Source organism: Thalassospira sp., assembly GCF_048059015.1.
Classification (GTDB): Bacteria; Pseudomonadota; Alphaproteobacteria; order Rhodospirillales; family Thalassospiraceae; genus Thalassospira.
The window spans coordinates 483,572-502,962 of sequence record NZ_JBLLNT010000003.1 but is presented as its reverse complement, the minus strand read 5'-3'; the positions used below and the strand labels follow the sequence as shown (position 1 = coordinate 502,962).

Genomic DNA, 19,391 nt, shown 5'->3' with positions numbered 1-19,391 from the left:
AACCGGCAATTGTTTGTCGTCGGTTTCCGGTTTCCGGGAGGTCCTTCAATAGGGGGAATGAACGGGCACCACGTAAACACTACTGACAGAAAACCTATTGAAGGATTTGAGCTATGAGTGATGTCGCAGATCGCGTGAAGAAGATCGTTGTCGAGCACCTCGGTGTTGAAGAAGACAAGGTCACTGAAAACGCAAGCTTCATCGACGATCTGGGTGCAGACAGCCTGGATACCGTTGAGCTGGTTATGGCGTTTGAAGAAGAATTCGGTTGCGAAATTCCGGATGACGCGGCTGAAAAAATTCTGACCGTCAAAGACGCGATCGACTTCATCGAAAAGGCGAACGGCTAATTTTGCCGTGAGACATGGGCGCCAGAGGGCATCCTCAGGCGCCCTTTTCGTCTTTGCTGGATTTATAAAATAAAGGCGTAATGCGGGATGAGACGCGTAGTTGTTACCGGTATTGGTGCTGTTACTCCGCTTGCTAGCGGCGCTCAGAACACTTGGCAGAAACTGCTCAATAGCCAATCCGGGATCAAAGCCATCGACACGTTTGACGTGTCGGATATCCCTGCCAAGATCGCAGGCCTCGTGCCGCGCGGTGTGGGTGAAGGACTTTTCAACGCGGAAGATCATGTCTCGATCAAAGACATGAAAAAGATGGACGATTTCATCGTCTATGGGGTGGCAGCTGCTGATCAGGCACTTGCTGACTCCGGTTGGAAACCTGAAACCGACGAAGATCAGGAAGCTACTGGCGTTCTGATTGGTTCGGGTATTGGTGGCCTGCCGAAGATTTCCGAATCAACCGAACTGGTGAATAACGGAAAAACCCGTCGCGTTAGCCCATTCTTCATTCCGTCCTGCCTGATCAACCTGGTTTCTGGTCAGGTTTCGATCAAACACGGTCTTAAAGGTCCGAACCATGCGGTTGTTACCGCGTGCTCGACCGGTGCACACGCCGTTGGCGATGCGTCGCGCATGATCATGCTTGGTGACGCGGACGTCATGGTTGCTGGTGGTGCAGAAGCTGCTGTTTGCCGTCTTGGCATGGCTGGCTTTGCTGCAGCACGCGCACTTTCTACCGGTTACAACGACACGCCGACCGAAGCATCCCGTCCGTGGGACGAGGGCCGTGACGGCTTCGTCATGGGCGAAGGTGCAGGTTGTGTCGTTCTCGAAGAATACGAACATGCCAAGGCACGTGGTGCAAAGATCTATGCTGAAGTCGCTGGCTACGGCATGTCTGGTGATGCCTATCACATCACCGCACCGGCCGAAGATGGCAATGGTGGTTTCCGCTCGATGCGCAACGCGCTTCGCAACGCGGGCCTGAACCCGGAAGATGTCGACTATGTGAACGCACATGGTACCTCGACTCCGCTGGGTGATGAAATCGAACTGGGTGCGGTCAAGCGCCTGTTTGGTGACCACGCACAGAACATGTCGATGTCTTCGACAAAGTCGTCAACCGGCCACCTTCTGGGTGCAGCTGGTGCGATTGAAGCAGTGTTCTCGATCCTTGCGATCCACGAAGGTGTCGTTCCGCCGACCCTGAACCTGCGCAATCCGTCTGACGCTTGCAAAGGCATCGATCTGGTTCCGCTTGAAGCAAAACAGCGTAAAGTCAATGTTGCCCTGTCGAACTCGTTCGGCTTTGGTGGCACCAACGCATCGCTGGTCTTCAAGGCCGTCTAAACAGCAGAGCCAACCTTAACGGGAGCTATCCCCTTGAAGCGTTTTCTGCTTGTTCTTGGCTTTCTGATCATCACCGCCGCTCTCACCATTGGTGGGGCGGCGGTGTATGTTTATGTGCAATATACCTCGCCCAGCAAGTTGGCGCAGGAACGCGACATCATCATCCCGCAGGGGACTGGTGTGCGCGGTATTGCCGAGATTTTCCGACGCGAAAACATCATTGATGAACCGCTGATCTTCCTTGCCGGTGTGCGGGTCAGTCAGCTTGATCGGTCGCTGCGCGCGGGGGAATACCATTTCCCGGCCCGTGTCAGCCCGAAACAGGCCGCCGAGATTTTGGCGACCGGCGATACGGTCAAACGGTTTGTCACCATCCCAGAAGGCCTGCGGTCAGGGGAGATCATTGACCGCATCAAACTGGTCGACGGATTGGTTGGCGAGATCACGGAAATCCCCAAGGACGGCACGTTGCTGCCCGAAACCTATCAATTCTCGTTCGGGGACACGAAGCAAAGCATCGTTGATCGCATGCGTGCCGCCCATGATGAGATGGTCGAACAGCTTTGGCCGGGGCGGCAGCAGGGGTTGCCATTTGATACGATTGATGAAGCCGTTATTCTAGCTTCCATCGTTGAACGTGAAACCGGTGTTGCGGGCGAACGTTCACGGGTGGCCGGGGTATTTGTCAATCGCCTGAGAATCAACATGCGTTTGCAGTCCGATCCGACCGTTGCCTATGCGATCAGCCCGGACAAGCGTCTTGAACGTGCCTTGACGCGTCAGGACTGGAAGTTTGAAAGCCCGTATAATACCTATGTGAATGCGGGCCTGCCGCCCGGACCGATTACCAATCCAGGTCGTGAGGCATTCCATGCCGTACTTCATCCAGCCGCGACCAAGGATTTGTACTTTGTTGCTGATGGCACGGGTGGTCATGCCTTTGCCCAGACGCTGAAAGAACATAACCGCAATGTTGCCAAATGGCGGCGTATTCGCGACGGTCAATAGGATCTGATCATTTATTGATCGATCACTACAGAAATAAAAAAGGCGGCAATCCGGAACAGGATGCCGCCTTTGTCATTGGTCTTTGGTAACGCTCTTTACGCGTTGTCGTCTGCCATGGCTGATGACTTTTTCGGGATGCGCGAGGCCGCAAGATCCATGATCCATTGCGGTGTTATCTTTAGCAGGCCAATCAGGATGTTCATCTGCCATGGGAAGGCGATCATGCCCTTGTTGCGTTCAAGTCCCTTGACGATTTTACGTGCGGCTTTGTCGGCCTGCATGAAGAACGGCATAGGAAAGTCATTGGCATCGGTGATGCGGCTTTTGACAAAGCCCGGGCAGATGACATTGACCTTGATGCCATCCGGGGCCAAGGCACCACGCAGGCCTTCGCCATAGACGCGCACAGCGGCCTTGCTGGCGCAATAGGCCGGGGCAGAGGGTAAACCGCGCCAGGACGCCTGTGAGGCCACCAGGGCGACCTGACCGCGCCCGCGCACCCGCATGGCATCAATTGCCGGATCAATGGTGTTTAAAACGCCTGCAACATTGGTGGCAAAGATATCGCGAACCTGTTCGGGGCTTTCACCCCGGCCACCTGTTCCAGCCGAAATACCGGCATTGGCGACCACAAGGCTAAGTGGGGAGATTTCATCGCAATGGGTGACATAGGCCGACATGGTATCACGCGAATTCACATCGAGCACATCGGCATAAACATTGGCACCCGCAGCGCGGCAGTCATTTTCCACCAGACGCAGGCGGGTTTCATCCCGGCCACTGATAAACAGGGTAACGCCGGTCCGCGCGAAATGGCGGGCCAAAGCGGCGCCAATGCCGGAACTGGCACCGGTGATCAGGATGGCGTGATACTGAAAGGACATTGTTGCTCTTATGCGGTTCTGAAGTCGGGTTGTCGGATTTTGGCGGACCATGCTGCAGCAATAGGGCAGCATTATGAAACAAAGCTGACAGATACCATATTGTTGATATGCAATAAGCTATCAGTGTTGGCCCTTGGCGTGAAAGGGGCCAACCGTTATAAACGCCGAAACATGAAATCAGACTGGATAAAGATATGACCGTTTCAAGCATGACCGGCTTTGCACGCACCGATGGTGCAGCCGATGGCTTTGGCTGGACCTGGGAGCTGCGCAGCGTCAATGGCAAGGGCCTTGATGTGCGTGTGCGCCTGAATGGCGGGTTCGAACGCCTTGAAGCCAAGGTGCGTGATGCGGTCTCCAAACGTTTCAAGCGCGGTAATATGGGCGTGACGCTTAACATCGCCCGTTCTGCTGAAACCGGCTCCTACACGGTGAACCGCGAATTGCTGGCTGAACTTGTTGCCTTGGCCGAAGAGTTTGATAACACGAGTAGCCTGTCGGCCGGTACAATTGCCGATCTGATGAATGTACGTGGTGTTCTTGAAACCCATGAGCCGCAAGAAGATGAAGACACCCGCGAAGCACGCGATGCAGCCGTTCTTGCCAGCCTGAACGAAGCGATTGATCAGATGGCCGCACACCGTGCTGAAGAAGGCGAAAAGCTTGACGCGATGCTGCGCGGCCACGTCGATAATATCGAAGCGACCGTGAAGCGTGCTGAAAACTGCGCATCAGCGCGTGGCGATGCGATCAAGGAACGCCTGAAACGCCAGATCGAAGAGTTGATGGATGCGGGCAAGTTCGAACCAGAACGTTTGCATCAGGAAGCAGCCCTTTTGGCGACCAAGGCAGATATCCGTGAAGAAATCGATCGCCTGAAAGCCCATATCACAGCAGCGCGCGATATGCTGACCAAGGGTGGCTCGATCGGCCGTAAGCTTGATTTCCTGTGTCAGGAATTTAATCGCGAAGCCAATACGCTGTGCTCAAAAGCCAATGACATCGAGCTGACCAATTGCGGCATGGAGCTTAAAGTGATCATTGATCAGCTCCGTGAGCAGGTCCAGAACGTCGAATAAGCGGGCAGGGAAGGAACGTGACCATGACTGATCCACATAACCGCCGTGGTGTGATGCTGGTTTTCTGTGCGCCTTCTGGTGCCGGTAAAACAACCATTACCCGCCAGTTGCTTGAAAACGATGACAAAATCTCGTTATCCGTATCGGCAACTACGCGCTCAGCCCGACCGGGCGAGGAAGAGGGCAAGCATTACTTCTTCAAGTCGGTCGATGATTTCAAACATATGATCGCCGATGACGAGCTTCTCGAATGGGCAGAAGTGTTTGGCAATTACTACGGAACCCCGATTGCGCCAGTCGAAAAGGCGCTTTCGGACGGGCATGACGTTCTGTTTGATATTGATTGGCAAGGTGCGCGTCAGCTGCGTGACAAGGGCGGGGCCGATGTTGTGTCAGTCTTTATCCTGCCGCCATCATCGGGTGAACTGGAACGCCGTCTGCGAGACCGTGGTCAGGATGCCGATGATGTGATTATGAAACGCATGGCAAAGGCCGGTGCAGAAATCAGCCATTGGGAAGAGTTTGATTACGTTCTGATCAATGATGATCTGGATCGTTGCATCGCCGATGTTCAGCACATTATTGGTGCCGAGCGGATCAAGCGTGGTCGTCAAACCGGTTTGCCAAGCTTTGTCAAAAAGCTTCTGACAGATTGATCTCCGATCAAGAAAATGGCCGCTTTACGAAGCGGCCATTTCATCATGAACCTGTGTCAGGCGGACAAAATCCGCCACGCTGAGTTCTTCGGCCCGGGCCGTTTCCGTGATCCCGGCCTTTTCAAGCAGTTCCCCAACATTGATGTTCAATGTCTTAAGGCTCGCGCGCAGCATCTTGCGGCGCTGGCCAAAGGCGGCCTGGGTGATTTTGGCAAGGCTCGTCAGATTGATGTCGGTTCCGCGATCTGCCTTTGGCCGCAATTGAACCACTGCCGAAGTTACCTTGGGCGGTGGGGTAAAGGCGCTGCGATGGACATCAAACAGGATGTCGCAATCACACAGATACTGGCACAGGACGGATAAGCGGCCATAGGCCTTGCTTTTGGGCCCTGCGACAACGCGCTCGGCCACTTCTTTTTGGAACATCAGGGTCAGGCTGGCGAATTGATCGATCTGCATCAACCAGCCCAGCAACAGTTGTGTCCCAACGTTATAGGGCAGGTTGGCGACAATCTTGCGCGGGGCAGGGCCAAGGGTTGTGACATCGACATCCAGCGCGTCGCCATCAATCACGTGCAATGCATCTGGATAATGGTTGCTGATCTGCTCCAACACCGGTTGGCAGCGCGGATCACGCTCTATCACCGTCAGGTTCTTTGCACCATGAAACAGCAACGCACGGGTCAAACCACCAGGACCCGGACCGATTTCGATCACGGTGGCATCTTCAAGTGGGGCAGCAGCGCGGGCAATACGGCCCGTCAGGTTCAGATCAAACAGGAAGTTCTGACCGAATTTCTTTTGCGCAGACAGGCCATGAGTGGCGATGACTTCACGCAGGGGCGGAAGGCCATCGTTGGCAAGTTTGCCGGTATTGGCGTTGTCTTCTGACACGTGGATCAGGCTCCTGTCGCAAGGCGTTTGGTGGCCATTTCTGCTGCCATCTTAAGGGCGGCGATGAGGCTATCGGGACGTGCGATGCCTTTGCCAGCGATATTAAGGGCAGTTCCGTGATCCGGTGACGTTCTGATAAATGGCAATCCAAGGGTGACATTTACACCACCATGGAAGTCCAGCGTCTTAACCGGGATCAGGGCCTGATCATGGTAGGGACAAAGGGCAACATCGTAATTGGCACGTGCTTCTTCGTGGAACATGGTGTCTGCCGGAAGTGGGCCGATGACATTCAAACCCTCTGCACGCAGTGCTTCAATTGCCGGGGCCATGATGGTTTGTTCCTCGGACCCCATCGCACCGTCTTCACCCGCATGCGGGTTCAGGCCAGCAATCGCCAGACGCGGATTGGAAATTCCGAAATCCTTCTGCAAGGACGCAGCTGTAATCCGGCATCGTTTGATGATCAAGTCTGCGGTCAATTGCTTGGGCACGTCGCTTAGTGCGATATGAATGGTCAGCGGCACAACGCGCAGCTTGGCATTGGCCAGCATCATTACGGGGACGGTATCGGGACCGGCAAGCTCGGCCAGAAACTCTGTATGGCCGGGATGTTTGAACCCGGCATCATAAAGTGCACTTTTCTGGATCGGGTTGGTGACGACAGCACTTGCCGCACCTGACTTCGATAGTTCAACTGCGCGCGTGATGCTTTCAAGAACGACATTGGCCGTGTCGGCCGATGCAAAGCCGGGAACAGCATCCGCAGTTGGTTCATCAATCACCAAAACGGGCAGGGCGGTATCAAACACCGTTGCTGTTTCAGAGATGTCGGAAATGACCTTGAACGGTACCTGTGCATCAGAACGCTTGATGGCTTGCTCGACAATGCCAAGCGGGGCGATCACGCAAAATGGTGCAAGACCGTCCTCGTGACGGCGTAACCAAGCCTTAAGCGTCAGCTCCGGGCCAATGCCGCCGGGCTCGCCTATGGTTAGCGCAAGGGGCGCGATCTTGGTCATGTTTTGTCCGTCCATTTGTCCGGATTAGATGCGGATATCGATAAAGGCCTGACGACGAAGTTCGCGCAGCTTACGGCGCGCAAGAATATCAAGGCGTTCCATCAGAAGACGGTTTTCGATGTCCTGACGGCTTGGCAAGTTGCTTTCTTCCGTCTTGTTGCAGATCATGACCATCAGCGCACCGCCATCAACTCGGATGATGTTTGAGGGTTTGCCAGCCGGAAGGTTGTTCACCGCCTGACTGATCGGGCCGGAAAGCTCGCTTGGCGAAATGCCTTTCATCTCACCGCTCATATCCGATCCAAGATCAACGGCGACAGCTGCCATAGCATCACAGCTATTGGCGTTTTGCTGGGTGTTTTGCAGGACGGCGACTTTGGAATCCACGAGATCCTTCGGCATATCAGGCGTAATCGGCACGAACAGTTGATACAGATCCAGACGGACATCGGTGATCGCACCCGCATCACCAACCCGGCGATCAAGCAGTTTCAGGATGTGATAGCCCCGAATGGTCTGGATCGGTTGGCTTGTTTGGCCCGGTTCGAGCTGATTAACGGCTTGTTGCAATTCGCCAGCAAGCTCACCGGCATAAAGCCAACCAAGATCGCCACCGTTCGCCGCACTCGCACTGGCCGAGAATTGCTGTGCAAGACCGCCAAACTCTGCGCCCTGGTTTAAGGCATTAAGGATTTCCAGCGAGTTCTGATAGACGCGTGTGCTGTCTTGCGGGTTATCGACCGGAAGGAAGATTTCCTGAACACGGTTACGCGGTTTACCCTGGTTGTTGACGATACGTTCAAGGTTCTCATCGATTTCGGTTTCAGAAATCTGAACCTCTCGGCGCATGGTGCCCAGAAGCTTCTGCCAAGCGACCTGCGGACGGATCTGATTTTCGATGGTGCCTGCCGCGATCTGGCGCTGGGCCAGGAACGGGTCAAGCGCTCCATCTGGCAGACCTGCACCTTGCTCGATCATCGACTTGCCGCGTGCAATATCTTCGTCGGTGACTTCAACGCCACGACGCTCGGCCTCCTGCATCTGCAGCTTCTCATTGATCAGCTGTTGCAGGATCTGTGGCGCCATCTCGTTACTTTTTTCCGGTGTCATACGGATGTTCGATGACACGGCAACCAGCTTGATGCGCTCAACCAGATCAATGATCGAAATCGGATCATCATTGACGACAGCTGCAACACCCACCGGGGACTGTGCCCGCACCGGAGATGAGAACGCAATTAATGCAGCTGCACCGATAACAGCAAAGGTGTTGGCGAATTTGGAAATCGAAAGTTTTGAAATCATCTTTTCTTACAATCCGGCTGCAGAAGCAAACTCGCCCAAGGTCTTGAAGACCAGGCGGAACAGGAACTCGTCAGATTCACCCAGGTCCTGATCCTGATAGAACGTACGGCGCACGCGCCCATCAAAAATAAAGCACTCATCTTCATACACAAAACCAATGCCATATTCCAAGGGGTCTGAGGCATCTACATCGTAGCGGCCATAACCCATGCCGGACCAATACTGGCTGAATTGACGTTCAGCTCTGAAATAGAACTCTTCACGCTCGTTGAACTCTTCGCTACCAGCGTCATCGGTGAAGTGAACATATGTCGTGTTGATACGCAACGTATCCATCGAACCAGCGGTAAGTGTCACTTGGTTGCGTCGTGCGGACAAATCTTCGTTGTCGAGACGATATCGATAAGTCAAGTCGACGAACTGATTAGGAGAAACGGTAACGCGGCCGACATAGTCAGACATATGTTCATCCAAGCCCGAACCGGAGGAAAAAGTATCGTTTTCATTGGCTCGATAGCTCTGACCAAACATCGCGCTTGTATAGCCGCCTTGCGGACCATAAATGCCCCACTCAAGGCCATAGCTTGCACGGAACCCATCTTCTGCACGGTCCAGTCCACCAAATCGGTCATGCGAGAATAGGTTGATGTCATCAAACTCAAAGGATTGGGAATCTTCGTTCGAGATTTCGTCAGGATTGCCGCCGTTGGGTGACCATGCGGCCATTGCAATTGGCGTAATCACTTGCTGGTAGGTGCCCTGATTGTTGACAAAAGGCATCTGCCAGTCGATTGCTGCGAGTGGCAATAGACGGCCAGTATAGCCGCTATAGTTACTTTTACCCTCGCGCTCGACGTCAGATACCATGTAATTGTCGCTGCGGATGGAGAGGCTCAGTTTGGTTACATCCCCCAATGTACCAACATGGGGAAGTTCCCAGCCTGCCTTCGCAGATAATCGGTGGGAATTTGTACCTTCATCTCGCGTCAGTGAAAGACCATCCAAATCCAAAGTGGTATAAGCACCATGTTTTCCGGGAGCTGACTGACCATGGAACTGCATATGAGGCAATACTATCGGCGTTGTATCTCTATCATCATCAGACTTCAGGCCTTGGAAATAATAGCCATCTACTCTTGTATAGCTTGCCCCGCGGAAACCCTCAGTGAACAGGTTAGAGGTTAATTCTGAAGGAGATTCAAAGCCATACCGAGAAAGATAGGTCTTTTCACTTGCTTGCTCAGCATCAAAACCCCAACGCCACGTTTTGTTGATATCGAACCGTCCTTCGGCGTCGATGTGACCCTGCCAATCGTCATTGCTGTCCTGCGTGACACTGCCGAAGACTTCCATCTCGCCCGGATCAAATCTTTGGCGATACTCGGTGGATAGCACCGGGCCTTCATCAAGTGTGTAGGTCGGCGTGAAAGTCATATCCTTACTTTTGTCGATTGCCCAATAATAAGGCTGACTGAAGTAGGAGCCGACATAGCTTGTGCTGCCAAATGACGGTGCCAGTAATCCAGACTGACGCTTAACAGTGGGGTCGGGGTGCTGGAAATAAGGCGTGTACAGGATTGGCACACCAGCGACTTCTAGCCGCGCATCTTCGTATTCAACGGTCTTGTTGCTTGCGTCGTGGAGAACGCGTGCTGCGCGAATACGCCAAAGCGGCGTACCCGCTTCGCCATCATCCTCTTCACAGACTTTGCACGGGGAATAGACAGCTTTCGCGATCTCGGTAAAGTTACCTGCACTGCGGCGGGCACCAGTACCGGCAATTCGGGTATTCTCGTCAAGTAATACGTAGATGTCTTTGACGATGCCGTTTTTGAAGTCACCCGTGAGCTCCACATAACTCGCAAAGGTCACTTCGCCAGTCGGTTCAGTTATGCTCACATTTCCCGAAGCTGTCAGAACATCTTGGGTGCGGTCGTAGCTTACAGTGTCAGCAAGGAGAATGCGGCCTTCGCGTGAAATCTCGACATTGCCGCGTGCTGTAACAGTTTCAAGTTCGCGGTTGTAATCAACCTCATCAGCGCTAAACAGGATTGCAGGCGCTTCTTCTTTCTGCTGCTGGTCGGTTGCTGATTGAGAAAGCGCCGATGAACTGTCCCATCCGGCTGCTGTCAGAAGCATACCGCAGCTCAGGATCGTGCTAGTCGCCAGTCTTTTTATCATTCCCCCCGCCTTGGTCATAGACTAGCCATCCTCAAGATGTAGCAAAGTTGAAATCCCCAACAACAATGAGATACCAGCCGGCGCCCATGCCGATAAAACGGGCGGTATCCCGCCGGAAACACCAAGTGCTGAAATCACATCGGTGCAGAAATACAGAATAAACCCGGTCGCAACACCACCACCGATAACAAGGGATGCCCGCCTGCGTCGAGAGAATTTAAGACAGAAGGCGGCAGCAATCAGAACCATCGCGCACAACAGTAAAGGTCTGGAAAGCAAGCTGTGGAAGTGTATTTTGTGTCGCGTTGCGTTAAACCCAGCCCGCTCTAGAAGGTTGATAAACGGCTTTAGATCCCAGAATGACATGGTTTCGGGCGAGGCAAAGCTGTCTTGAATTTTACGCGCCGTAAGGTTGGTCGGCAGCATCAGTTCGTCTGAAAACTTACTGGCTTGGCCGGGCGTGAAAGTCCAGGCGTTATAGAAACGCCAGGTTCCCGGCTCCAAAACGGCACGTGCTGCGTCGATACGTGTTGCGAAGTCGTCGGCATCTTCAAACCGAAAGATTGTGACGTTGCGCAGATCTATTTGATCGCCTTGCTGGCTGCGCACTGCACGTGCGTAGATCACAGCCTGTCCATCTTGAGTTCCCTGACGCAGCCAAAGTCCGCTGGATGAAAGGTTCATCACGCTGACATTGTTTTGCAAATAGCGTGCTTCGAGCATTTCGTAGCGTTGCAGTAGAATAGACGAAAGTGGATTAAGTGCCGCGACCTGTATGCTGCCCAGGATCAAGGCGCACAGGATTGGTGGAAGAAGGAATTGCCAAGCTGAAACGCCTGCCGCGCGTGTCACAACCAGTTCCTGATTGCCGGTGAGTTTCCAGAAAGAGAACATCGAACCAAACAGGACGGCAAACGGCAGTACCTTTTCTGTCATAAAAGGAATACGGCTCATAGCCATTTGAACTACGATGCTGACGGTCGCATCGGGCTTTCCGCCCGCACGACGCAGAAGTTCGATCGTATCGCCGATCATGATTAGTCCAATTAGAAGGGCCAGGATTGCCAATATCGAGAGCAAAACGTGCTTGCCGAAATACCATGTCAGAAGCGGTGAAATTCTCATGCCTCTGCCTCTTCAGCCGTCGCACGTTTGGCCTTGATCTGCGGTCCTTTGAACGTCCAATACAACCCGAGTAAGATTGGGATGAAGGCATTGGCATACATCAGAGGAACAAGGGCAGGGTTCTTTGCTGCCAGGTTCTTCATTGCGATACTGGTCGCTTGACATAGAACCATGGCGCCAATCGCCAGCAGAAGGCGTCCATTTTGACCACGACGTGAGAAGCTGCTGGAGACAAGCACTGCCAGAGCAATACTTGCAAAGGCGATGGCATTTAGAGGGGATATCAGTCGATCATGTCCCTCTGCGCGGAAAGCACCCATATCGTGCTGGGCAATATCTGGCGGCGTTCCGGTGAGCAGGTTATATACGCTGCGCTCACGCGCCTCCTGATAGCGAAGGCCGGATTCTTCGGAGCTGTGAGCAATATCAACCGCATATCGATCAAAATACAGGATCGACATCGTACCGTCTTCTGCGTTCACTTCCTGCCTGTTGCCATCAAGCAATACAATGCGAGGGCCTTCATCAGTACGAAGCAACGCACCGTGCTTTGCCATCATGGTTGTTTGGGCATCGGGATTACGTGAATCATGAACGAGGATACCAAGCAGCTCATTATCCCGCCCGACTTCGCGGACATACACGGTCAATCCGTCAAGATCGGTGAAACTTCCTTCCTGCAAAAGCACGGAAGAGAAATCATTGCGGATGGAGAATTGCAGTTCTTTGAACTGTTCGTAGCTGTAAGGCAGGTAAAATAGGGTCAAAAAATAGCAGGCAGCGGTCGATAGCAAAGCAACCATTAATGCCGGTTTTGCTAGCGCCCATTGGCTGAGGCCCGCCGACCGCATCACGATCAATTCGCGATCCTGGATGAGTTTGTTGTAGGTAAAGACAATAACAAAAAATAATGAAATCGGGATAATGATCGTCAGGAAACTGGGCAGCAGAAGCGATGTCAGCTGCAAAAACACCGAGATCGAAAGACCCCGGTTCACGATCATTTCCACAAAACGCAAGCTTTGCGATAGCCAGATGACGCAGAGAAGCCCCAGCGTCACGAAGACCATCATAATCAGCTGCTGTTTTAGCATATATCGGGTTAAGCGATTCATCGGGCGGATTATAGAGAAGCAATCAAAAACCGAAACAGGAAATTATCGCACCATTCCGTGAAACCGCAGGGAATTTCCGAATGTTGGCGCATGCGGGCAGGGTCGTTTGGGGGCTTTGCACAGGTGGGGTAGAACGGTCAACGCCATCGTCATCCTGTGATAACGATGGCGCGACCCCAAACTCGGCAAAGAGTTTGTCAAAATAGTGGCTAAATGGCGTGGAGCTCGACACTGTCGCAGTTTCTGATTTGTGCGGCCATAAAACCTGATTCCGGTAGCACCTGTGCAAAGAAGAAGCCACAGCTTTGGGTCTTTGCATCCCGCAGGTCATTTGCAACGGCCCCATCAGCGGCTGCCAGCATTGAACGCAGCATTAGCCAGCCCGAAATGCACAAGGCTGCCTGGCGCAGATACGGCGTGGCCAAAACCTGAGCCATGTCCGCATTGGCGGCGCAGCGTTCAAGTACGATTTGTGTACTACTTTCGAGTTCTGTGACGGCGGTTTGCAAGTGATTGGCGGCTGCTTGCACAGGGCTGCTTTGTGCAAGCTCGATCGTCTCTTTGATGTCACCTAAAAGCGCGGTAAGTGATTCTGCCTGATCGCGAAGAACCTTGCGGCCTATGAAATCAAGCGCCTGAATGCCGTTTGTGCCTTCGTAAATCGGTGCGATCCGGGCGTCGCGGAGGTGCTGGGTCGCACCGGTTTCCTCGATGAAGCCCATGCCGCCATGCACCTGAACGCCAAGTGATGCGTTTTCAACGCCAAGGTCGGTCGACCAGCCTTTTACCAACGGGATCAGAAGGTCAGCACGGGCCTGTGCGGCTGCGCGTGCTGCGTCATCTTCAAGGTGATGGGCAAGATCGAGTTGGACCGCCGCGTAAAGCGACAGCGCACGCGCCGCCTCGGTCGTGGAGCGGATCCGCATCAACATGCGCTGCACATCACCATGCATGATGATCGGGGCATCTTCGCCGGTCTTGGGATCGCGACCCTGTTTGCGGGTTTGGGCATAATCAATTGCCTGCTGATAGGCGCGTTCAGAAATTGCAACACCCTGTTGACCAACGGCAAGGCGGGCATTGTTCATCATGGTGAACATATAGGCCAAACCTTTGCCTTCTTCGCCAACCAGATAGCCGGTCGCGCCACCCTTATCGCCAAAGGACAAAACAGCGGTCGGGCTGGCATGAATGCCAAGTTTGTGTTCAAGCGAGACACACGTCACGTCATTGCGTGCACCAATTTCGCCAGCTTCTGAAACCAAATATTTCGGAACGATAAATAGCGAAATGCCTTTGACCCCGGCAGGGGCGTCTGGTGTGCGCGCCAAAACGAGATGGACAATATTTTCCGTCATCTCATGATCGCCATAGGTGATGAAAATCTTCTGGCCTGAAATCTTGTAGGTGCAATCATCTTGCGGAATGGCTTGCGAGCGCACCTTTGAAAGATCGGACCCTGCTTGCGGTTCGGTCAGGTTCATGGTGCCGGTCCATTCGCCGGTAACCATGCGCGACAGATAAAGAGCACGCTGTTCGTCTGAACCATGCGCCACCAAAGCCTCAATCGCGCCTGCAGTTAGCATGGGGCAGAGCGCAAAGGCCATGTTGGATGAATGCCACATCTCGGCAACAGCAGCACCGAGAAGGATCGGCAATCCCATGCCGCCTTCGCTTTCAGGCGCTGAAATCCCCTGCCAGCCACCTTCGCAGAACTGCGCATAGGCTTCTTTCCAGCCGGTTGGCGTGCGAACCGTTCCGTCATCGAGAAGCTTTGATCCTTCCTGATCACCAATGCGATTAAGCGGTGCGAGAACTGAGCTTGCCAGTTTGCCAGCTTCTTCAAGGATCGCGTCAACGAGGTCTTCGGTGGTTTCGGAAAACGCCGGAAGGTTTGCAACGGTATCAAGCCCGATCACATTGTGGATCAGGAACCGGAAATCGGAAATGGGTGGCGTAAAATCGCTCATGAAAAAAGACGTCTCCCTGAATTGTGAGCCGCCCGCTCGGATTAGTCGGCTTTTTGCCAACTTTGATTGTTAAGCCCCAGCATAACGGTGCATTGCATCAATATCGAGTCTGTTTCGCATTGCAGCGCCATTTTGACGATTGGACATTGGTTGTAACGGTGCAGATCTGGCGTGCCACTGGCAAAACGGCAAAAAGCTTCCGATATGTGAAGCTATGCCAGAACGGGACGGGCGCCATCACGATTTGGTGCGTAGTCCCAGTCCGGGGGTCGCCAATCGCAAAAAGGCAGGCTAGACTTGGCAGATGCGTAACCCGATTGTCAGTCGGTGAAGTGAAGTAAAAGGACGGGAGTAGGCTATTGCTGCGTAAGGGAATATTGCCGGTTTTGTTTGCGGTGCTGATTTCGTTTGCCGGAACAAGGCTGGTCGCCTGTGCCGGGCCCGCCTGGCCAAGCGATGAGGAACGCAGATTTCTGGAAGCCTACCGCGACAGTGTTAGCGCTGGCGCGAGCGATGAGCAATTTGCTCATGCCGACAAATTATATGTCGAGGCGCTTCAGGTTCTTTCAGAAACCTATGTTGAAAAAATCGATCGGATGACCTTCATCGATAGCAGCATTGCTGCTTTGGGTGAGCTTGAAACCGATGATACGTCACCTGTTGGCATCGTCGGTGCTGCTTTGGATGACAGTCTGCATAATCTTGACCCGCATAGCGCCTATATGACCGATGATATGTTCCGTCGGTTGCAGGAAAGCACTGAAGGCAGCTTCGCCGGGGTCGGGATCGTCATCGCCCTTGATGATGACAAACGCATTCGAATTGTTTCGCCAATTGATGATACGCCGGCTGCACGCGCGGGGCTTAGGCCCGATGATCGCATCACCCATATCGATGGCTATCAGATGGAGGGGGAACCGATATCAGAGGCCGTGCGTCGCATGCGCGGACGTGTCGGTGATCCGGTGACGCTGACCATTCAGCGTATTCAGGACAGCTTTGACGTCACGGTCAAACGTGCACGGATCGAGGTCCCGTCTGTCACCGCAAGCATCATTGATCAGGATATCGGTTATATCCGTGTGTCGCGCTTTGACGCGACGACACTTGATCAGGCGCAGGAATATCTGGCCGAGCTTGAAGAAAAAATCGCAAGCCCGCGGGGCATCATTGTCGATCTGCGCCGTAATCCGGGCGGGTTGCTTGATAGTGCGGCGGACATTGCCGATCAGTTCCTGAGTGACGGATTGATCGTTGCCACCGAAGGGCGTGGCGAGCGGAAATTGCGCAGCTATGAAGCCGATCGTTCTGACTTCTTTGATCAGGTGCCGATGGCAATCCTTCTGGATCGCGGGTCGGCATCTGGGGCGGAGCTGATGGCGGCGGCCCTTCGTGAAAATGGTCGTGGCGTCATCATTGGCGAGCGTTCGTTTGGCAAAGGATCGATGCAGCGCATTATGCCGCTGACATCGGGCGGTGGTTTGAAGATCACCACGGGGTATTACACCACCCCGGAAAATCATATCGTTCAGGGTCATGGCGTGATCCCCGATATCGAAGTTACCCGTGCTGATGCTGAAGAGTTCGAGCGCGAAATTGATCTTGAGCACGCCTTGCCATCGCGTCGTCGTGATCCGCGCCAGTCACTGGCAAAGATCGATGCGACGAGTTGCGAGCAGGATATCGCGATCGAACGCCTTGGAAAATCCAACCGCGATAATTTTGAAGAGAATGTCGAGGAAGGTGGCGAAGCGTTCCGTGATTCGGTTCTGGAATGTGCCGTTGGATATTTTGACAAAGGACCGTTGGCAACCTATCGCAATCAGGTGGAGCCGCTTCTGCGTGCGGGTCTGTAAGACCACCAAAGATCCGATATGAACAAATAAAGCGCGGCCCAAATCGGGCCGCGCTTTGCTTTTGTGTTGGTCTTGCTTTGGCCTGTTACGGGCGGGCAAGCAGATCAATCAGGCTAGACGTATCCCAGCGTTTACCGCCACGTTCCTGCACCTGGGCATAGAACTGATCGACAAGCGAGGTGACCGGCAGACGCGCGCCATTACGTTTGGATTCTTCAAGGCAAATGCCCAAGTCCTTGCGCATCCAGTCAACAGCAAAGCCAAAGTCGAACTTGTTCTGGACCATGGTGCTGCCGCGGTTTTCCATCTGCCAGCTACCAGCAGCACCCTTGGATATCACATCAAGAACCTTTTCCATATCAAGGCCGGCCTTCACGCCGAAATTGACACCTTCGGAAAGGCCCTGAACCAGACCGGCGATGCAAATCTGGTTGACCATCTTGGTCAACTGACCGGCACCACTTTCGCCCATCAATTTGCAGGAACGGGCAAAGGCATCAATAACCGGTGCCGCGCGATCAAATGCATCCTGATCGCCACCACACATGACGGTCAGAACGCCGTTTTCAGCACCCGCCTGACCACCGGAAACCGGTGCGTCGATGAAATGAACGCCCTGATCCTTGGCGGCGGCGTAAAGTTCGCGCGCAACGTCTGCGGAAGCGGTGGTGTTGTCGATCAGGACCGCACCCTTGTCCATGCCGGCAAACATGCCGCCATCGCCCAGCATTACGCTGCGAAGGTCGTCGTCATTGCCGACACAGGAAAAGACGAATTCTGCACCCTTGGCTGCTTCTGCCGGGGTCGGTGCGGATGATCCGCCGAATTCGGAAACCCATTTGTCTGCCTTGGCGCTGGTACGGTTATAGACCGTGACGTCATGCCCTGCCTTTTGCAGGTGCCCCGCCATCGGATAGCCCATTACGCCAAGACCGATAAATGCACATTTTGCCATTGGATTGCCTCCCAAATACTGATGTTTGCCAGTAAAGGTGGCAAGCGCACCAATGTCAATGAACGCAAATGTTACCGCGACAATGTTTTCACGATCTGGAAGACCACAGGATTTTGGATGGTTTAATCTTCGTCGAGTTCCTCGGCCACACTGTGAATAATCCGCCGGTCATAGATCAGAATTTCCGGACGTTTCCCGGGATAATCAAACTGTGACAGATAGAACCGCATCGCATTGATGCGCGCCCGCTTCTTGTCATCGGATTTTACGATCACCCATGGGCTGTCAGTCGTTGATGTGTGGAAGAACATGTCGCGTTTGGCTTCGGTATAGGAGTCCCAAAGGTTCTGGGATGCCAGATCAACCGGGCTCAGTTTCCATTGTTTGAGCGGGTCTGACTGGCGTTGCTTGAAGCGGCGCGCCTGTTCCTTTTTGCTGACCGAGAAATAGAACTTGGTCATGTGAATGCCGGATCGGATCAACATGCGTTCGAGTTCCGGGACCGATTGCAGGAATTCGCTGACGTCAAACATGCTGCAAAATCCCATCACCCGTTCGACCATCGCCCGGTTGTACCAGGATCGGTCAAACAGGGCGATTTCGCCGCCACTTGGCAGATGTTCGACATAACGTTGGAAATACCATTGTGTGAGTTCGCGGTCATTGGGTTTGCCAAGGGCGACGATGCGCGCACCGCGCGGATTGAGATGTTCGGTAAACCGTTTGATCGTGCCGCCTTTGCCTGCCGCATCGCGGCCTTCAAAGATAACCAGCGATTTCAGGTTTTCCGACTTGATCCAGTTTTGCAGCTTAAGAAGCTCAATATGCAGCGGGGCAATCAGTTCAAGATACTGTTTGCCTTGCATCTTCTTGGCCCGTGCCTTGGGATTAACGTCGATATCGGGCGGCAGTTGATCGGCCTTCGATGGATCAGTTTTCTTGCGCGATGGTTTTTTGTCTGACGGTTGATCGTCCAGGCGATCCATTGTCATGTTTTCAGAATCAAGCAGGAAGCGGTCCTTGGTTTCGCTATCAAGCGTTGCCATTGCCGAGGTCTTGTTTGCCGCTGATCGGCTTTTGCCGGTGCGGTTGGTCGCCTCATTGACTACGTCAGCAGATTTCTTTTTGCGTGCCGCCATCGCGCAGATCCCATCGGTTGTAATGTCCATATTCCAACAACTTTGCGGCAAGATCAGAGAAGCTGCAATGAACTGGATCAAATTACACCAGCGACTTCTGGCATGAGGCGCAAAAAAAAACGGTCAACGGTGGGGGCCGCTGACCGAATAAGGCGTGCAGGTTGTGCTGGTGGCACGAAGGGAGAGCCTGTTTCGCTTTAAAACCGTGGGGGCGGAGAACGAAACAGGTCCCGTGCGGATTACAGCAGTTTGAAGGACTGCCGGTATTCTTCCTCGGCATCGGCGCGGGTCAGGCCGATATCCAGAAGTTGCTGGTCGTTAAGTGACATCAACATGCGGCGCTGACGGCGGGCGGCCAAGAAGTGTGAAAAGCGTTCAGCCAGCTCGTTTATGCGGGCAGTCAAGGTCACGCTGGCGATCGTTTTGACAGAGGTTTCCTGTGTCTCCCGAAGTGCAGGAGCAGGGCAAGCCGAATAAGCCATGATCTTCTCCATAGGTTAATATT

The 19,391-nt window shown here is 53.6% G+C and carries 17 protein-coding genes; 6 read left to right on the top strand and 11 right to left on the bottom strand.

The window, feature by feature from the left end:
- Positions 1-113 precede the first annotated feature (113 nt).
- The 3 genes from ACMZ66_RS06290 (at position 114) to mltG (ending at position 2,705) form a co-directional block, all read left to right on the top strand.
- Positions 114-350, top strand: a complete 237-nt coding sequence (locus ACMZ66_RS06290; protein WP_007090351.1) for an acyl carrier protein — start codon at positions 114-116, stop codon at positions 348-350.
- A gap of 87 nt (positions 351-437) precedes the next feature.
- The gene (gene fabF, locus ACMZ66_RS06285) at positions 438-1,697 is read left to right on the top strand and encodes a beta-ketoacyl-ACP synthase II (protein ID WP_416935500.1); all 1,260 of its coding nucleotides are present in this window, start codon (positions 438-440) and stop codon (positions 1,695-1,697) included.
- Positions 1,698-1,730: 33 nt separating this feature from the next.
- On the top strand, positions 1,731-2,705 hold the full coding sequence (gene mltG, locus ACMZ66_RS06280; RefSeq protein ID WP_416935498.1) for an endolytic transglycosylase MltG: 975 nt from the start codon (positions 1,731-1,733) through the stop codon (positions 2,703-2,705).
- Positions 2,706-2,800: 95 nt separating this feature from the next.
- Here mltG and ACMZ66_RS06275 read toward each other — a convergent pair whose 3' ends face one another.
- A complete protein-coding gene (locus ACMZ66_RS06275; protein WP_416935496.1) occupies positions 2,801-3,589 on the bottom strand; it encodes an SDR family NAD(P)-dependent oxidoreductase in 789 nt (262 codons plus the stop codon).
- Between the two features lie 194 nt (positions 3,590-3,783).
- Here ACMZ66_RS06275 and ACMZ66_RS06270 point away from each other — a divergent pair, with 194 nt between their 5' ends.
- The gene (locus ACMZ66_RS06270; protein WP_416935494.1) at positions 3,784-4,668 is read left to right on the top strand and encodes a YicC/YloC family endoribonuclease; all 885 of its coding nucleotides are present in this window, start codon (positions 3,784-3,786) and stop codon (positions 4,666-4,668) included.
- Between the two features lie 23 nt (positions 4,669-4,691).
- On the top strand, positions 4,692-5,324 hold the full coding sequence (gmk, locus tag ACMZ66_RS06265) for a guanylate kinase (RefSeq protein WP_416935492.1): 633 nt from the start codon (positions 4,692-4,694) through the stop codon (positions 5,322-5,324).
- A gap of 24 nt (positions 5,325-5,348) precedes the next feature.
- Here gmk and rsmA read toward each other — a convergent pair whose 3' ends face one another.
- The 7 genes from rsmA to ACMZ66_RS06230 form a co-directional block, all read right to left on the bottom strand.
- Positions 5,349-6,218: a 16S rRNA (adenine(1518)-N(6)/adenine(1519)-N(6))-dimethyltransferase RsmA gene (rsmA, locus tag ACMZ66_RS06260; protein ID WP_416935490.1), complete on the bottom strand. Its 870-nt coding sequence runs from the start codon at positions 6,216-6,218 to the stop codon at positions 5,349-5,351.
- Between the two features lie 5 nt (positions 6,219-6,223).
- Complete coding sequence (gene pdxA, locus ACMZ66_RS06255) at positions 6,224-7,240, bottom strand: 4-hydroxythreonine-4-phosphate dehydrogenase PdxA (protein ID WP_416935488.1); 1,017 nt, start codon at positions 7,238-7,240, stop codon at positions 6,224-6,226.
- A gap of 24 nt (positions 7,241-7,264) precedes the next feature.
- Positions 7,265-8,545, bottom strand: a complete 1,281-nt coding sequence (locus ACMZ66_RS06250) for a peptidylprolyl isomerase (protein WP_416935486.1) — start codon at positions 8,543-8,545, stop codon at positions 7,265-7,267.
- 6 nt (positions 8,546-8,551) lie between these two features.
- Positions 8,552-10,744, bottom strand: coding sequence for an LPS-assembly protein LptD (locus ACMZ66_RS06245; RefSeq protein WP_416935484.1), 2,193 nt, complete (start codon positions 10,742-10,744; stop codon positions 8,552-8,554).
- 3 nt (positions 10,745-10,747) lie between these two features.
- A complete protein-coding gene (gene lptG, locus ACMZ66_RS06240; RefSeq protein ID WP_416935482.1) occupies positions 10,748-11,851 on the bottom strand; it encodes an LPS export ABC transporter permease LptG in 1,104 nt (367 codons plus the stop codon).
- Positions 11,848-12,945, bottom strand: a complete 1,098-nt coding sequence (gene lptF, locus ACMZ66_RS06235) for an LPS export ABC transporter permease LptF (protein WP_416935634.1) — start codon at positions 12,943-12,945, stop codon at positions 11,848-11,850. The genes lptG and lptF overlap by 4 nt, the downstream gene beginning before the upstream one ends.
- 230 nt (positions 12,946-13,175) lie before the next feature.
- Positions 13,176-14,936, bottom strand: a complete 1,761-nt coding sequence (locus tag ACMZ66_RS06230) for an acyl-CoA dehydrogenase (RefSeq protein WP_416935480.1) — start codon at positions 14,934-14,936, stop codon at positions 13,176-13,178.
- A 359-nt stretch (positions 14,937-15,295) separates the two neighbouring features.
- On the opposite strand from ACMZ66_RS06230, the gene ACMZ66_RS06225 reads away from it, so the two are divergent.
- Entirely contained in the window at positions 15,296-16,792 is a 1,497-nt protein-coding gene (locus ACMZ66_RS06225; RefSeq protein ID WP_416935478.1) for a S41 family peptidase, read from the top strand.
- Between the two features lie 85 nt (positions 16,793-16,877).
- Here the strand turns inward: ACMZ66_RS06225 and ACMZ66_RS06220 are convergent, their stop codons facing one another.
- The 3 genes from ACMZ66_RS06220 to ACMZ66_RS06210 form a co-directional block, all read right to left on the bottom strand.
- Positions 16,878-17,747 carry an NAD(P)-dependent oxidoreductase gene (locus ACMZ66_RS06220; RefSeq protein ID WP_416935476.1) on the bottom strand — a complete coding sequence of 290 codons (870 nt, stop codon included), beginning with the start codon at positions 17,745-17,747 and terminating at the stop codon, positions 16,878-16,880.
- 122 nt (positions 17,748-17,869) lie between these two features.
- On the bottom strand, positions 17,870-18,886 hold the full coding sequence (ppk2, locus tag ACMZ66_RS06215) for a polyphosphate kinase 2 (RefSeq protein ID WP_416935474.1): 1,017 nt from the start codon (positions 18,884-18,886) through the stop codon (positions 17,870-17,872).
- A 239-nt stretch (positions 18,887-19,125) separates the two neighbouring features.
- A complete protein-coding gene (locus ACMZ66_RS06210; RefSeq protein ID WP_416935472.1) occupies positions 19,126-19,368 on the bottom strand; it encodes a DUF1127 domain-containing protein in 243 nt (80 codons plus the stop codon).
- Positions 19,369-19,391: the final 23 nt, after the last annotated feature.

Bases quoted from the DNA above. Each gene is read 5' to 3' on its own strand.
- ACMZ66_RS06275 (WP_416935496.1), bottom strand. From the start codon at position 3,589: ATGTCCTTTCAGTATCACGCCATCCTGATCACCGGTGCCAGTTCCGGC.
- ACMZ66_RS06230 (WP_416935480.1), bottom strand. From the start codon at position 14,936: ATGAGCGATTTTACGCCACCCATTTCCGATTTCCGGTTCCTGATCCAC.
- ACMZ66_RS06210 (WP_416935472.1), bottom strand. From the start codon at position 19,368: ATGGCTTATTCGGCTTGCCCTGCTCCTGCACTTCGGGAGACACAGGAA.
- ACMZ66_RS06220 (WP_416935476.1), bottom strand. From the start codon at position 17,747: ATGGCAAAATGTGCATTTATCGGTCTTGGCGTAATGGGCTATCCGATG.
- ACMZ66_RS06250 (WP_416935486.1), bottom strand. From the start codon at position 8,545: ATGATTTCAAAACTTTCGATTTCCAAATTCGCCAACACCTTTGCTGTT.
- fabF (WP_416935500.1), top strand. From the start codon at position 438: ATGAGACGCGTAGTTGTTACCGGTATTGGTGCTGTTACTCCGCTTGCT.
- ppk2 (WP_416935474.1), bottom strand. From the start codon at position 18,886: ATGGCGGCACGCAAAAAGAAATCTGCTGACGTAGTCAATGAGGCGACC.
- ACMZ66_RS06290 (WP_007090351.1), top strand. From the start codon at position 114: ATGAGTGATGTCGCAGATCGCGTGAAGAAGATCGTTGTCGAGCACCTC.
- lptF (WP_416935634.1), bottom strand. From the start codon at position 12,945: ATGCTAAAACAGCAGCTGATTATGATGGTCTTCGTGACGCTGGGGCTT.
- lptG (WP_416935482.1), bottom strand. From the start codon at position 11,851: ATGAGAATTTCACCGCTTCTGACATGGTATTTCGGCAAGCACGTTTTG.
- pdxA (WP_416935488.1), bottom strand. From the start codon at position 7,240: ATGACCAAGATCGCGCCCCTTGCGCTAACCATAGGCGAGCCCGGCGGC.
- gmk (WP_416935492.1), top strand. From the start codon at position 4,692: ATGACTGATCCACATAACCGCCGTGGTGTGATGCTGGTTTTCTGTGCG.
- ACMZ66_RS06270 (WP_416935494.1), top strand. From the start codon at position 3,784: ATGACCGTTTCAAGCATGACCGGCTTTGCACGCACCGATGGTGCAGCC.
- ACMZ66_RS06245 (WP_416935484.1), bottom strand. From the start codon at position 10,744: ATGACCAAGGCGGGGGGAATGATAAAAAGACTGGCGACTAGCACGATC.